This is a genomic window from Pelomonas candidula (genome assembly GCF_043555985.1).
Taxonomy (GTDB): domain Bacteria; phylum Pseudomonadota; class Gammaproteobacteria; order Burkholderiales; family Burkholderiaceae_C; genus Pelomonas; species Pelomonas candidula.
Window position 1 is genome coordinate 84,959 of the sequence record NZ_JBIGIC010000011.1, and the last position, 15,664, is coordinate 100,622.

Annotated in this window: 1 protein-coding gene (only partly in view); it reads right to left on the bottom strand. The window is 70.8% G+C overall.

The genetic code is table 11. The annotated features are described in order from the left end of the window. Positions 1 to 15,664 carry the end of a tandem-95 repeat protein gene (locus ACG04R_RS20520; protein ID WP_394415233.1) on the bottom strand. The gene runs 27,254 nt beyond the window's last position, so the window shows 15,664 of its 42,918 coding nt (coding positions 27,255–42,918); the start codon falls outside the window, past its right edge; it ends in the stop codon at positions 1 to 3.

Below are 15,664 nucleotides of genomic sequence, written 5' to 3' on the forward strand. Positions count from 1 at the left end.
TCATGGCTTGATGCGCCAGCGGTTCACGGCGTTGGCGGGGCGGTCCAGCCAGCCGGCCAGCCAGCCGGCGGCGGCCTGGCTCCCGCTGCCGACGCTGCCGGGCTGCAGCCGCACGCGGACGTCGTCGTCCTCGCCGCGACGGCGCCAGCGGCCCACCGCCAGCACCGCCGCACCACCCAGGCCGCCGGTGGCGGACCAGGCGGCCTCGGCCAGTGCGGGCTCGGGCACCGCTGCGTCCGCCTGGCCCAGCAGCGCGGCCGGGCGCTTGACCGTCATGCGGGCCTTGAACGGGCTGCCGGGCTTGCCGTCGTCGTTGCCGTCCAGCACCTCGCCGTCGACGCTGATGAAGCTGCCGGCGTCGGTGCGGATGAGGATCTCGAACTCGCCGTCGGGCAGCGTGCCGCCGTCCGGCACGAACAGGAAGCCGGCGCCGTCGGGGTCGACGACGAGGCGGCCGGCCAGCGGGCGGCCGTTCAGCAGCACGACGAAGTCGCGGTTGGCCACGCCGGCCGCCAGCGGCGCGCCGTGCGCCAGCGCCGCCAGATCCAGCGCCTTGTTGAAGCGCACGTGCACGCCGCCCGCGGTGGCGAACAGCTCGCTGACGTACAGCGTCGGGCGCTGGCCCGCGGACGTGGGCTGGCTCTGGATCAGCGCGGCGATGGCCTCGGGTGTCAACGGCTGCGGCAGGTTCTGCAGCGCCGGCGACAGGCTCTCCTGCGCGGCACGGGCCAGGGGCTGCACGTTCCAGTGGGACGACTGCCCCAGGCTCGTGACAGCGAAGTCCGGCGTCACGCCGTTGCCGGCGGCGATGCCGACACGCAGCGGGTCGATGCTGCCGGGCACGGCGCGGTTGGCGACGAGGGCCCCGTCGCCGGCGGACGGCTGCGGTGCCGGGGCAGGAACGGGTGCCGGTGGCGCGGGCTGGGCCAGCACGGTCAACACCGGCGCGGCGTAGCTGTAGCTGCCGTCCTCGTCCGTGATGAGCAGGCGGATCTGCGTGCCGGCCTGCGCGGCCTGGTAGACGTGGCCGGCCTGCGTGGCGGTCGGGGAGAGGGCCTCGACGCTGCCGTCGCCCCAGTCCACGCGGATCGCCGAGACCGTGTCCTGCCCCGGGTCGGCCAGCGTGAAGCCCAGCGTGTAGGTCTGGCCGGCCTGGGTCGACGTGCCGCCGCTGAAGGCGACGGTGGGCACGACGTTGCTGACATGCACGACGAAGCGGGTCTGCGCGGTCGCGCCTTCGGCGTCGGCGACCTGGGCCGTGAAGGCGATGTCGGCCGGGCCGTCCGGCGCGCGCCAGGTGATGCGGCCGTTGGCATCGATGCTGGCGCCGGCCGGTGCGTCGCGCAGCGAGTAGGTCAGCGGGCCGGTGGAGTCGATGTCGCTGGCGTGCAGGTCGACGACGACCGGGCTGCCTTCTGCCACGTTGACGTCGGCCACGGGTTGCAGCACCGGTGCGTCGTTCACCGGCGTGACCGTGATGGTCACGTGGGCCGTGCCGCTGTTCGCGCTGCCGTCGTTGACGCGGTAGCTGAAGCCGTCGCTGCCGAAGAAGTTGGCGGTTGGCGTGTAGCTGAAGCCGCCGTCGGGCAGCGCGACGAGCGCGCCGTGGACGGGCGGCGCCAGCACCTCGACGGCCAGGCTGCGGCCCGGCGCGGCCTGGTCGTTGGCGCGCACGTCGAAGCGGGCGGTGCCGTCCTCGGCCAGCGTGACCGTGTCGTCCACGGCGACCGGTGCCGGCACAGCCTGCGGCGTGACGTTGATGCGAACCGTGGCCGGCGTGGAGGCGAGCTGACCGTCGCTGGCGACGTAGCTGAAGCTGTCGCTGCCGACAAAGCCGGTCTCGGGCGTGTAGACCAGCCTGCCGTCCGCGGCGACGGTGACCGTGCCGTGGGCCGGGCCGGTCGCGACACTGGCCGTCAGCGCGTTGCCGTCGGCATCTGAGTCGTTGGCGAGCACGTCGAGCGTGACCGGCTGGCCCTGCGTTGTCGTGGCCGTGTCGTCAGCCGCCTGTGGCGCGTGGTTGACGGGCAGGGCGGTGACGGTGATGCGGACCGTGGCCGGTGTGGAGGCGAGCTGGCCGTCGCTGGCGACGTAGCTGAAGCTGTCGCTGCCGACAAAGCCGGTCTCGGGCGTGTAGACCAGCCGGCCGTCCGCGGCGACGGTGACCGTGCCGTGAGTGGGACCAGTGGCGACGCTGGCCGTCAGCGCGTTGCCGTCGGCATCCGAGTCGTTGGCCAGCACGTCCAGCGTGACGGGCTGGCCCTGCGTCGTCGTGGCCGTGTCGTCCGCAGCCTGGGGCGCGTGGTTGACGGGCAGGGCAGTGACGGTGATGCGGACCGTGGCTGGCGTCGAGGCGAGCTCTCCGTCACTGGCGACGTAGCTGAAGCTGTCGTTGCCAGCGAAGCCGGCCTCCGGCGTGTAGACCAGCCGGCCGTCCGCGGAGACGGTGACCGTGCCGTGGGCCGGGCCAGTGGCGACGCTGGCGGTCAACGTGTTGCCGTCGGCATCCGTGTCGTTGGCCAGCACGTCCAGCGAGATGGGCTGGCCCTGCGTCGTCGTGGCCGTGTCGTCCGCGGCCTGCGGTACGTGGTTGACGGCCGTGACCGTGATGCTGACGAGGGCCGGCTGCGAGTTGGCGCGGCCGTCGTTGACCTGGTAGCTGAAGCTGTCCGCGCCGACGTAGCCGCTGGCCGGCGTGTAGCGCAGCGTGCCGTCGGGCTGCAGCGCGACGCTGCCATGGCCCGGCGCGCTGAGCACGGTGACCTGCAGCGGGTCGTTCTCGGCGTCGCTGTCGTTGGCGCGCACGTCGAAGGTGACGGCCTGGTCTTCGGGCGTCGTTACGCTGTCCGCGTTGGCCACCGGCGGCGTGTTGACCGGCCCGCCCGTGGGGGTGACGATGATGGCAACTGTCGTCGGCGCCGACCAGGCCAGGCCGTCGCTGACGCGGTAGCCGAACACGTCGCTGCCACTGAAGCCGGTCGCGGGCGTGTAGGTGACGCGGCCGTCGGCCAGCAGCGTGAGCTGGCCGTGGGCGGGCTGGCCGGTGATTTCCAGCGTCAGCGCGTCGCCGTTGGCGTCGCTGTCGTTGGCGCGCGGGTCGAAGGTCAGCGGCGTGTCCTGCGGCGTGACGACGGCGTCCGGGTTGGCCACGGGTGGCGCGTTGCTCGGCAGCGCGTCGTTGAAGCGCACGTTGTCGATGACGACGCGGCTGCCCTGGGCGCCGAAGCCCAGCAGGTCGAAGTACAGCGACAGGCCGTGCGAGAGGTTGGCGTTGCCGAGCGCAATGCTGACGTTGTAGGCCCCCGTGGCGGGCGGTGCGGCCAGCAGCGTGCCGTCCAGCGCGCTGAAGCGCAGGCCCGAGGCACGGTAGACCGAGCCGTCGGCCTGCAGGTTGAGCACGGCGTCGGTGTTGCTGAGGCCGATGCCGCCGAGCAGCGAGGCGTGCGTGACCGGGTCGATGAGCGCGACTTCGAAGGCGTCCTGCGGTCCGGCTCCGGCCGGGTCGAAGTGGGTCTGCTCGACGGTGAAGCTCAGCACCGTGGCGCCGGCGGGCACGGTGGCGAGGGTCTGCGTGAAGCGCGAGGCGATGGTGGAGGTCTCGGCCAGCACGCCCTGGCCGTTCTGCACCGAGGCCGCGCCACTGGTGGTCCAGCCGAAGCCAGCCGAGCCGGCGACGGCGTTGGAGAAGTCGCCGTTGGGCAGGAGGCCAGCGGTGCCGAGGTCGTGGGAGCCGCCGAGGCTGACCTGCTGCGGCGAGCCGGTCGACGCGGCCGCGTCCCGGGCTGCCGCGACGATCTGGGCGTCGAGTACCGAGGGCACGCGGCGCTGGCCCAGGCCCAGGCCGGCGCTCATCAGGTCGCCCGCGACGGCGTTGCCGCCGAGGTGCTCGCCGTCCGACGTCAGCGTGGCGCTGAAGGTGGCGGTGCGGAAGTTCAGTGAGCCGTCGGGCTGCGCGGCGAGCACGTTGTCGAAACCGTTGAAGCCTTTCAGGAAACCCAGCGTGTGGCCGATCTCGTGAGCCAGCACGGTCATGAGGTCGTAGTGGCCGGCGGCGGGCGAGGTGGCGCTGCCATCGAACTCGCTGGCGTTCAGCGGCGTCGGGTCGACGTACCAGCCGTGGCCATCGGCGTTGATGTCCAGCACGATGCGGCCTTCGGAGGGCAGGCCGTTGGCGTCGAGCTGGGTGATGGTGGCCTCGCCCAGTTCGCCCGCCGGGAGGTCGGCCAGCGAGACGCGCCAGATGCCACTCACCGATTGGCCCAGGGCCTGGGACCACAAGGCGTTCGCCAGATCGACCATCGACGTTGCCGCGCCGACGCTGGACAGACCGGTGGCCGAGCCACCGCTGCTGCTGACCTCGCCGGTGAGGTGGCCGCCCTGTCCCGGGGGCGCCACTTGGGTCAGCGGGATCGGCGCGCCGATTGGCTTGCCGTCGAGCAGCCCCCGAGCTCCCAGGTCGCTGAAGTACTGCGACGTCAGCCCGCCGGCGCTGTCGAGTTGCCCGGGCGCGAAGTTGCGTCCAGGGATGGCCACCGAGACGCCCGCAGGCACAAGACCTTGCGCACTCATCCATTCCGGGTTGTAGAACATGCCGCCACCGGGCTTCAGCGGCGGGAGCAGGTAGGCGCTGCCGTCCGGCGCCAGCGTGCCCGTGACGCCACGTGCCTGGAGTCGCTCCAATTGATATTGATCGGCGCGGCGCACCATCTCCTCGATGCGCACCGCGTCCGGCACTTGTTCGAGCGACACGGGATTCGGCGACGCGATGCCCCCCATCGACGTCGTGACCACACCACGCCGCAATTGCTCCGAGTCTGCGAAGCCGACCATGCTGTCGATCTCTGCCTGTCGAGCCGCACTGACCGGCAGGGCTCCGGTCGGGAGCTCCGAGGCCGGGATATAGCGGCCCCCGGAGAAGACCATTTCGGGCTTGCTGCTGGGCGGCATGTTGCCGATCAGGGCGTCCAGATCGGCTTCCAGCGGATCGCGCCCGCCGGACATCAAGGCATCCAGGTCGGCTTCCAGTGGATCACGCGCGGCGGACCCGTGCAGACCGCCGGCCCCTCCCACGGGAGGCAGTTGATTGGGATCGAATTCCAGCGGGTCCAACGGCGCGTGTGCACCATTGGGCGCTGGCAGTTCATGGCGATTGGAGATGTGGGTGTCGCCGTTGACCCAGGTGTCTTCGTGGACCCAGGTGTCGCCGGTGCCACCGCCGCTCATCGCCGTGGGTTCGTGGCCCAGCATGGCCGCCTCTTCGTACAGCGGGTCCATCGGGTGATAGCTGGTGGCGCGCCCCTCATGCACGGCGCGGCGGGCGTCCAGGATGTCCTGGGTGTCCCGGTTCATGCGGGCCAGTTCGTCCGAGGTGGGCTCCAGGTAGTAGGGGTTGTCGCTGCCGATGATGTCGCCGCTGTGCCATTCGCCCGAGCCACCTCGGCCGACGGGGCTGGCCTCTGCGGGCGTGACGCGCGGTAGTCCTTCACTGCCGGATATGGCCGTGTCGCCGTGCACCCAGGTCTCGTCGGTCGGGCCGCCGCGCACCAACGTGCGGTCGCCGCCCGAGATGGCGGTGTCGCCGTGCACCCAGGTGTCGCCGCTGCTGCCGGCCGGCGCGGGCGAACTGCCCACTTGCCGCTGGCGCTCCAGCGCGTCGTTCACGATCTGGTCGCCCTCGCGCTCCAGCCAGGCCTGTTGCTCCTCCGGCGATGGCAGGTTGTGCTGTTCGCGGTAGCGCTGGTACTCGGCCCAGCGCTCTTCGTTGGCCAGGCGCCTTTCCTCAGCCAGCCGTGCCGCGGCGCTCTCGGCGCCGGCGGCGGCCTGCTCGGCTTCGGTCGCGGCGTGTTCGAACTGGTTGAGTTCGCGCTGCAGCCGCTGCTCGGCCTGCTCGACGCGGCTGGCCGAGCCCAGCTTCTCGACGCTCTCGCCGAGGTTGGCGGCGCCCCTGGCCTTGCCAGCCGAACTCTCGGCGGAGAACGGGTCGAGGAAGAAGCCGGCCACGTCGGCGCCGGTCCTGGCCGCGCGGGCCGCGTCGCGGTAGCCGGGCGACCATTGGTCGAAGACGCCGTCCTCCCATTTGTTGAGCCGTGCGCTCAGGCCCTTGGCCGGCGAGATCAGGCTGGGCAGGCTGGTCAGCGCGCCGAAGAAGCTGCCGCAGGGGTCGCTGAACTTGTCGAGGATGGCGCCGATGGTCTTGTTGTAGTAGCCCTCGGCATCGCGCGCGTAGCTGCCGTCGCCGGTCAGCGCATACATGCCGCGGTTGATGCCGTAGTTGGCGATGTCGCCGATGAAGTGCCCCGCGTCGTAGGCGAACCAGACCGAGTCCGCGGCGCCTGCGAGGGCCGAGGCGCCGAAGTGCCCGACCGCCACCCCGGCGCCGACGATGCCGTGGCCCACTTCGCGGATCTGCGTGACCGGGTTGCTCAGGTCCTTGAGCGTCGAGATGGCGGCGTCGCCGTACTGGTCCCACAACGAGCTGGACAGCCCGGTCGGGTCGAAGCGCGTGATGGGGTTGTTGCCCGCGTAGCGGTAGAGGTTGGCGTCGCCGCCGCCGAAGCGTGACGGGTCTTCGCTGATGAAACCGCCGCTGCGCGGGTCGTACCAGCGTGCGCGCAGGTCGTAGAGGCCCAGCGCCGCGTCGAACTCGCGGCCGGTGTAGCTGAAGCGCGGCGCGGCGCCCGCCTGGGTCTGCGCCGTGATGAGGCCGAAGGCGTTGTAGCGCAGGTGGTCGACGAGGTTGCCGCTGGCGTCGGTCACGTCGCGCACGGTGCCGAGGTGGTCGGCCAGCGACCAGGTCAGCACGCCGTCGTGCCGCTCCAGCAGCACCTGGTCGACGCCGCCGCCAAACATGAAGGACTGCTGCACGGCACCGCTGGCATCCAGCACCAGCGCGAGCTGGTTGCCGTCGTTCATCAGGTGCTCGGTGACGGCGGCAGCCGCGCCGGCGCCGTCGGCATCGTCGCTCTGTTCGATCTTGCGGCCGAAGGCGTCGTACTTGAAGGACTGGCTGTCCAGCAGCTGGCCCTGGGCGTCGCTGACCGTGGCGGCCACGAGGCGGTTGTGCTGGTCCCAGGTGTAGCGGGTGACGGTGCCGGTGGCCGTCTCGGTGCGCGTCAGGCGGTTGCCCTCGGCGTCGTAGGTGTAGGTGTAGCGGTCGTCGCTGAGCACGCGATTGGCGGCGCCGGTGCTCGTGGACGAACCCGTGCGGTTGCCGTTGGCGTCGTAGGCGAAGGACTCGTCGGGCTGGAAGCTGAAGTCCGCGCCGGTCAGCTGGCCGCGGGCGTCGTAGGTGTACTGCGTGCTGCCGTCGCTGCTGGTGGTGGCGAGCAGCTGGCCGGCGGCGTCCCAGCTGTGCTGGATGTCGTTGATGACGCCACCGGCGTTGCGCTGCTCGATCTCGAGCACGCGGCCGGCGTCGTCCCAGTGGTAGCGGGTGCTGACGGCCGAGACCGTGCTGCCACCGACGTAGCGGTCGATGGTCAGCAACTCGCCCACGGCGTCGTAGCCCATCGTGACGCGCGCGCCGGTGCCGGCGGCGCTGCCGCTCTGGGCGACCGAGGTCAGGCGGCCCAGCGCGTCGTAGCCGCGCGAGGTGACGAGCACGTCCTGGCCATTGACCTGCTGCGTGACCTGCGTCTGGCGGCCGATGGCGTCGTAGGCGTAGGTCGTGACCTCGTGCGGCTGCCCGGTACTGCCGGCGTTGTCCTGGGCGACCAGGCGGCCGTCGTCGTCGTAGGCGTAGCTGTAGGTGGCGTCGGGGTCGCTGACGCTTTGCAGCTGGCCGGCGGCGTCGTAGCTGCGGGTCGTGGTGCGCGTCGTCTGGCCCTGGGCGTCCTGCCACAGCTCCTGGGTCTGGCGGTTCAGCGCGTCGTAGGTGGTGGTCGTCGTGCGACCGAGGCGGTCCTTCTGCGTCACGAGGTTGCCGACGGCGTCATAGCCGTAGCTGGTGACGGCGCCGTACGGGTCCATCTCGGCCACGCGGCGCGCCAGCGCGTCGTAGGCGTAGTCGGTGCGGTAGCCGGCGGCGTCGGTGACGGACAGCAGGCTGCCGCGCACGTCGTAGCTGTAGCGGGTCGTGCCGCCGAGCGGGTCGGTCGTCGTCAGCAGGCGGTTGAGGGCGTCGTAGGTCTGCGTCGTCACGCGGCCCAGCGGGTCGGTGGTGGCGACGAGGTTGCCGTCGAGGTCGTAGCTCCAGCGCGTTACGGCTGCCGTGGCCGCGCCGCTGCTGCCGTCGGGGTCGGGCTCGGTGTGCTGGACGTGGCGATTCAGATCGTCGTAGACGTCGCTGCGCACGCGGCCCAGCGCGTCGGTGGTCTGCACCAGGTTGCCGACGGCGTCGTAGACCATGTGCGTGACGCCGCCGAGCGCATCGGTGACCGAGACGACGCGGTTCAGCGCGTCGTGGCCGTACTGCGTCACCTGGCCGAGGGCGTCGGTGGTGCTCAGCAGGTTGCCGGCGGCGTCGTAGGCCCTGCGGCTGGTCTGGCCCAGCGGGTCGGTCACGCTGACGAGGCGGTTCAGGTCGTCGAAGGCGTAGTGGGTGGTGCGGTTCAGCGCGTCCGTCGTGGCGACGACGTTGCCGGCGGCATCGCGCGTCGTGGTGCTGGTGCCGCCCAGCGCATCGGTGACGCTGACGACGCGGTTGAGCGCGTCGTAGGCGGTCGTCGTCGTGCGGCCGAGGGCGTCGGTGACGCGGGTCAGGTTGCCGTTGATGTCGTAGCCGTAGCTCGTCACGGGCGCGGCCTGCGGGCCTGTGGTGCCGTCCGGGTCGGGCTGGGTGGTGCTGACGAGGCGGTACAGCGCGTCGTAGGCGTAGCGCGTCACCTGGCCGGCCGTGTCGACGCTGGCGACGAGGTTGCCGGCGGCGTCGAGGACGCGCTGGGTCTGCTGGCCGAGGGCGTCGGTGCTGCCGACGTTGCGATTCAGCGCGTCGTAGGTGTAGCGGGTCTGGTGGCCCAGCGGGTCGGTGACGCTGACGAGATTGCCCACGGCGTCGTAGGCGTAGGTCGTGAGTGGCGTCGTCTGCGGGCCGCTGCCGTCGGGGTCGGGCTGCTCGACGCCGACGCGGCGGTTCATGCCGTCGTAGGCGTAGTGCGTGCTGCGCCCCAGCGCGTCGGTGCTGGTGATCAGGTTGCCGGCGGCGTCGTAGGCGAAGCGGGCCGTGCCGCCCAGCGCGTCGGTCACGGCGGTGGTGCGGCCCAGCAGGTCGTAGGTCGTCTGCCGGCTGTGGCCCAGCGGATCGATGCGCTCGATCTCGCGGCCATCGGCGTCGTAGCGGAACGTCGCGACCGGGGCGGTCTGCGGGCCGGCGGCGCCGTCCGGGTCGGGGGCGGTCAGGCTGACGAGGCGGTTGAGCGCGTCGTAGCTGCTGCGCGTGACGCGGCCCGCGGTGTCGGTGCTGGTCAGCACGTTGCCGACCGCGTCGTAGCTGAGGCTGCTGTGCTGGTTCAGCGCGTCGGTCGTGCCGGTGTGGCGGTTCAGGTCGTCGTAGCTGAAGCGGGTCGTGCCGCCGGCGGCGTCGGTGATGGTGAGCAGGTTGCCGACGGCGTCGTAGCTGAAGCGCGTGACCGGCGCTACCTGGCTGCCGGCGCCGTCCGGGTCGGGGCGGGTGGTGGACAGCAGGCGGCCGAGGATGTCGTAGGCGTACAGCGTGGTGTTGCCGAGGACGTCGGTGCTGCTCGTCGTGCGGCCGACGCCGTCGTAGGCCACGGTCGCGGAGTGGCCGGCGGCGTCGATGGTCTCCACGCGGCGGTTGAGCGCGTCGTAGCCGTACTGGGTGACGTTGCCCAGCGCGTCGGTGCGGCGCACGAGGTTGCCGGCGGCGTCGTAGGCGTAGCGGGTCACCGAGGCGGCCTGGCCCCCGGTGCCGTCGGGGTCGGGCGCGGTGATGCTGGTGACGCGGCCCAGGCGGTCGTAGACCGTCGTCGTGACATGCCCCAGCGGGTCGGTGACGGCCGTGACGCGGCCGGCCGCATCGCGGGCCATGCGCGTGACGCCGCCGAGGGCGTCGACCCGCTTCACGACGCGGTTGCGGTCGTCGTAGGCGTAGGTGGTGACGGCGCCGACGGCGTCGGTCAGCGTCAGCAGGTTGCCGACGGCGTCGTAGCTCATGGCCGTGACGGGGGCGGTCTGCGGGCCGGCACCGTCGGGGTCGGGCTGGCGCACGGCGATGGCGCGGTTGAGGGCGTCGTAGGTCGTCTCGGTGCGGCGGCCCAGCGCGTCGATGCTGGCGACGATGTTGCCGACCTTGTCGTACTCGCGCCTCGACACGCCGCCCAGCGCATCGGTGGCCTTCACCTCGCGGCCGAGCTTGTCGTACTCGTGGTGCGTCACGCGGCCCAGCGCATCGGTGACGGTGAGCACCTGGCCCATCGCGTCGTAGGTGTAGGTCGTGACGGGGGCGGTTTGCGGGCCGGTGGGGCCGTCGGGGTCCTGGTCGGTGACCGTGAGCGTGCGGCCCTGGGCGTCCACCTCGTACAGGGTGTGGCGGCCGGTCTCGTCGATGGTTTCGACGACGTGGCCGGCGGCGTCGTAGCGGACGCTGTAGGTCTGGCCCAGTGCGTCGGTGCTGGCGGTGCGGCGGTTCAGCGCGTCGTAGATGTAGCGGGTGGCGTTGCCGCGCGGGTCCGTCACCTTCACGAGGTTGCCCTCGGCGTCGTAGGCCATGCGCGTCACGGGGGCGGCCAGCGGGCCGCTGCCGTCCGGGTCTGGCGCGGTGATGCTGACGACGCGGCCGAGGAAGTCGAAGGCCCGTGTCGTCGTGGCGCCGGTCTCGTCCGTCATGCTGACGACATGGCCGATGGCGTCGTAGGCCTGCGAGGTGCTGCTGCCGTCGGCGTAGGTGGTCGTCAGCAGGCGGTTGAGCGCGTCATAGCCGTAGCGGGTGGTGCGACCCAGCGCGTCGGTGCTGCTGATGCGGTTGCCGTCGGCGTCGTAGCTGAAGCGGGTCGTGGGCCCGGCGGCGTTGCTGCCGGCCGGGTCGGGCTGGATGACCTGGACGCGGCGGTTCTGGGCGTCGTAGACGTAGCGCGTGGTGCGGCCCAGTGCGTCGGTCGATGCGACGAGGTTGCCCACGGCGTCGTAGGCCGTGGTCGACACGCCGTTCAGCGCGTCGGTGCGGGAGGTCAGGCGGTCGAGTGCGTCGTAGCCGTAGAGCGTCGCATCGCCGAGCGCGTCCACGACCTTGACGACATTGCCGACCGCGTCGTACGTCGTCACCGTGAGCGAAGCCGGCGAGGCGCCGGAGCCTGGCAGCTTCTCGCTGACCTGGCGGTTGAGCGCGTCGTAGCCGTACTCCGTGCGGTGGCCCAGCGGGTCGACGACGGCGAGCAGGTTGCCGACGGCGTCGTACTCGCGCCGGGTCACGCCGCCCGCGGTGTCGGTGGTGGTGGTCAAGCGGCCCACGGCGTCGTAGGCGTACTGGGTCACATGGCCCAGCGCATCAGTGGCCTGGGTCAGGTTGCCCACGGCGTCGTAGGCGAACTGGCGCACCGGCGAGGCGAGCGGGCCGTTCGTGCCGTCCGGGTCGGGCCGCGTGGTCTTCACGAGCCGGCCGAGGGCGTCGTACTCGTTGGTGGTGGTGGCACCCAGCGCGTCGGTGACGGTGAGCACGTTGCCGTTGGCGTCGTAGGTGCGCGTCGTCGCGTGGCCGAGGGCGTCGACCGTCTGCACCAGCCGCCCCAGTTCGTCGTAGGCGTAGTGCGTGGTGTTGCCGAGTGCGTCCGTCGTCGCGATGACGCGGTTGGCGGCGTCGTAGCTCGTCGTCGTCACCGAGGCCAGCAGCGGGCCGCTGCCGTCCGGGTCGGGCAGCGTGGTGCTGATGCGGCGGTTCAGGTTGTCGTAGGCATAGGTCGTCGTGCGGCCCAGCGCGTCGGTGGACGCGATCAGGTTGCCGACGTCGTCGTAGCTCCAGGTCGTGACATTGCCCAGCGCATCGGTGCGGCGCACCGGCCGGTTGCGCAGGTCGTAGTCGTAGGTGGTGGTGTGCTGCAGCGCATCGGTGGTGGCGATGATGTTGCCGACCGGGTCGTAGCTCCGCGTGCTGGTGCCGTGCAGCGCGTCGGTCGTCTCGATGAGCCGGTTCAGGTCGTCGTAGACGAAGGTCGTCGTGTGGCCGTCGGCGTCGGTGATGCTTGTGCGGTTGTTGGCCGCGTCGTAGGTGTAGCGGGTCTCGGCGCCGTTGGCGTCGGTCTCCTTGACGAGGCGGCCGCGGCTGTCGTACTCGTACTGCGTGGTGTGGCCGGCCTGGTCGGTGACGGCAACCGGGACGGTGCTCTCGCCGTCGTACTCGTAGGTCTTCTCGCCGCCGAGCGCGTCGGTCTGCTTGACAACGCGGTTGCGCAGGTCGTACTCGAAATGGGTGACGTTGCCCAGCGCGTCGGTCTGGGTCTCGAGGTTGCCGCCCACGTCGTAGGTGCGCGAGGTGGTGTTGCCGGCGCGGTCGGTGGTGCCGGTCAGCCGGCCGAGCGTGTCGTACATCATCGTCGTGACGTTGCCGAGCTCGTCGGTCTGCGTGAGCATGTTGCCGGCGGCGTCGTAGGTGCTCGTGCGCTCGCTGGACGTCAGCGGGCCGCCGTCGTCGGGGTCGGCGGTGCGCGTCGAGACGACGCGGTTCATCGCGTCGTAGGTGTACTCGGTGCGGTGCCCGTTCTCATCGGTCATGGCCGTGACGTTGCCGGCCAGGTCGTACTCGTAGGTGCGGAAGGAGGTGTCGGGGTTGCGGACCTTTTCCAGGCGGCCGTAGCTGTCGTAGAAGTAGGCGGTCTGGCGCCCCATCGCGTCGGTGGACGTCCTCAGCATGCCCTGGGGCAGGTAGCTGTAGAGCGTCTGCGTGCCGTCGGCGTTGGTCGTGCCGAGGTTGTTGCCCTTGGCGTCGATCTGGTAGCTGGTGGTGTGGCCGAGGCTGTCGGTGGTGCTGGTGATGCGGTTGAACTTGCCGTCGTAGGTCAGCGTGGTCGTGCCGATGTCGTCGGTCAGCGTCAGCTGGTTGCCGCGGGCGTCGTAGGTGGACTCGGTGACGCCGCCGTCCGCGTCGATGGTCTTGACGACATTGCCGGCGGCATCGCGCACGAAGATCTCGCGGGTGCCGAGGGAGTCTTCCTCCTTCAGCACGCGGCCGTGCTCGTCCATCGTCTGCGTGCGCACGTTGCCGTTGGGCATGACCAGCGTGGCCTTGAAGTCCTCGATCTTCTCGGACGAGGCCAGGGCCGGATGGGCCTTGTCGGTGGTGAGCGCCGGGTCGGTCAGGCCGTTGAGCTGCCAGGGCGTGACCTTGGTGACCGAGCCGTCGGCGCGGTCCACCTCGACGAGGCGGCCGCTGACGTCGTCGTAGACGTGGGTGTCGGTGGCGCCGAGCTTGCTGGTGGACGTCGTCAGGTGGCCGAGGCTGTCGTAGCCGTAGTGGTTGGACGACTGGTCGGTGTCGATCACCTGCACCAGGTCGTTGCCGCTGTAGACGAGGCGGGTGATGCGGCCGGCCGGGTCAGTGATGCTGGTGACGTGCTTGCCGCTGTAGCCGAACTTGGTTTCCAGGCCGACGGGGTCGGTGATCTTCTGCAGGTTGCCCTGGCTGTCGTAGTCGTACCTGGTGGCGTTGCCGTAGCGGTCGGTCACCTTGACGAGGTGGCCGGGCATCGGCTTGCCGGTGGCCGGGTCCTTGGTGGGCGCGGAGTAGGTGTAGACGGTGCCGTCCTGCAGCGTGCGCTCGAACTCGCCGGCGGCGTTCTTGGCCAGCGTGGTGTGGTCGTCGGTGTCGCTGCGGTAGACGTCCTGGGCGGCCGTCACGCAGCTGGAGCTCTGCAGCGGCGGCGTCTCGTCGTGGTCGAAGTGCTGGGCGTTGCCGTTGCCGTCGTCGATGGTGACGCCGCCGTCGGGGTCGACGTTCAGGGTCTGCAGGCCCTGCAGGCTCCAGCCCCGGCCGAAGACGCTGTCGATGCCGTTGGTGTTGAGGCGGGTGCCGTTGTTCGTGCGGTCCTTGCCGGCGAAGTCCTTGGCCGTCACGGTGTAGTGCACGTTGCCCGGCGCCAGGCTGCTGAAGTCCACCAGCATGGACGCCGTGATGGTGTCCTGCCCGGCGCCGACCTTCCAGTACTGGACCGGCGTCGTGACGCTCTTGCCGTTCTCGTCGGTGGCGGTGATCTGCACCGCCATGATGAGCTTGCCGTCGTCGCTGAGCTCCTCGGGCTTGGCATGCGGCAGGTAGGCCGCCAGGTCGGCGCCCAGGCCTTCGAAGCTGAAATTGATGATCTGGCGCGGGTCGGCGGCCAGCGAGTCGTAGTTCAGCGTCAGCTGCTGGGTCTGGCCCAGCGACTGGTAGGACGCCAGCGCGTGCGTCTCGTTGACGACGCCGGTGTCCATCTGCACGGTGGAGCCCACGGCGTCGGGCGGGCAGTTCTGCGGGTCGCCCATGACCTTGTCGAGCAGGTCCTTGACGCCCATGTCGTTGCGGTCGTTCAGCGCGCTGCTGCGGCCGAAGTCGAACTGCTTGACGATGCGCGGGCCGGGCGCCACGTCGATCGGGTGTGACGACAGGCCCTGCGCCGAGCCGCCGGTGGCGAAGGGGCCGTTGGGCGACAGCACCAGGCCGGGCGGGATGGGCGAGACGTTGGGCGGCGGCGTGTAGGGCACGCGGCTGGTGATGTTGTTGTTGGCGTCCCAGGTGACGATGTACCAGTTGCCCTTGCTGTCGCGCCAGTAGGGCAGCGTCTGGCCCTGGGCGTCGACGTAATGGCCGTAGCCGTCCATTACGTAGGGGGTGCCGAAGGTGTACTCGCCGCGGTTGAAGCTCGCGTACAGCACTCGGTAGTCGGCCTTGATGTCCACCGTGGTGTTGAAGCCCTGGATGTCCTCCTGCAGCGGGATGAGCTGGCCCTTGTCGCTGTCGGCGCCGGCGTAGGTGATCTGCTCGACCGGGAACTTGCTGAGACGGTCCTTGAGGCCCTGGCTGATGTTGGCGGACAGGATGTCCTCGATCTGGCCGATGAGGTTGACGAGGTTGTAGACCATCACGGCGCCGGTGCCGTGGCTGACGCCGCCCGGCGCGCTCGGGTCGGGCACGGCGACGTCGACGCCGCGGTAGGCGGCGAACAGGTAGTTGTAGCCCGAGGCCAGGGTCAGGTTGTCCAGCACGCCCAGCGGGATGGGGGTGGTGGCGGCGATCAGCACGCCGTCGCGCACGATGCCGATGTTGCTGCCGCTGGGCTGGCCGCTGCCGGGCGACGTGAGGGCGTAGTCGGGGTCGGACGAGGGCACGCCCTGCTGGTAGCGGTCGTAGCCGGCCACCAGCATGTACTCGGGGTGGGATTTGCCGATCACGCTCTTGAAGGTGTCGGCCGGGATGACGATGACGTCCGCGGCGTTGTTGACGTCGAAGCTGTTGTTGGTGCCGCCCAGCGTCAGGCCGTCGCCCTGCAGCAGCGCGTTCGAGGTGCCGACGGGCGAATCCCGCAGATCCTGGACATCGATGGCGCTGACCGCGTCGGTGTTGTCGAAGTAGCGGTTGGTGATGAGGATGCGGTTGGGGTCGCCGGAGTTGCGCACCGCATAGGTTTCCTCGCCGGTGGGCACCATGCCCAGCACCTCCCAGTAATGCTTGGGATTGGGGCCGTTGGGTGTAGCGGGGCGGTCGGCCGGGTCGACATCGATGACGTAGACGCCGCTGGCCTTC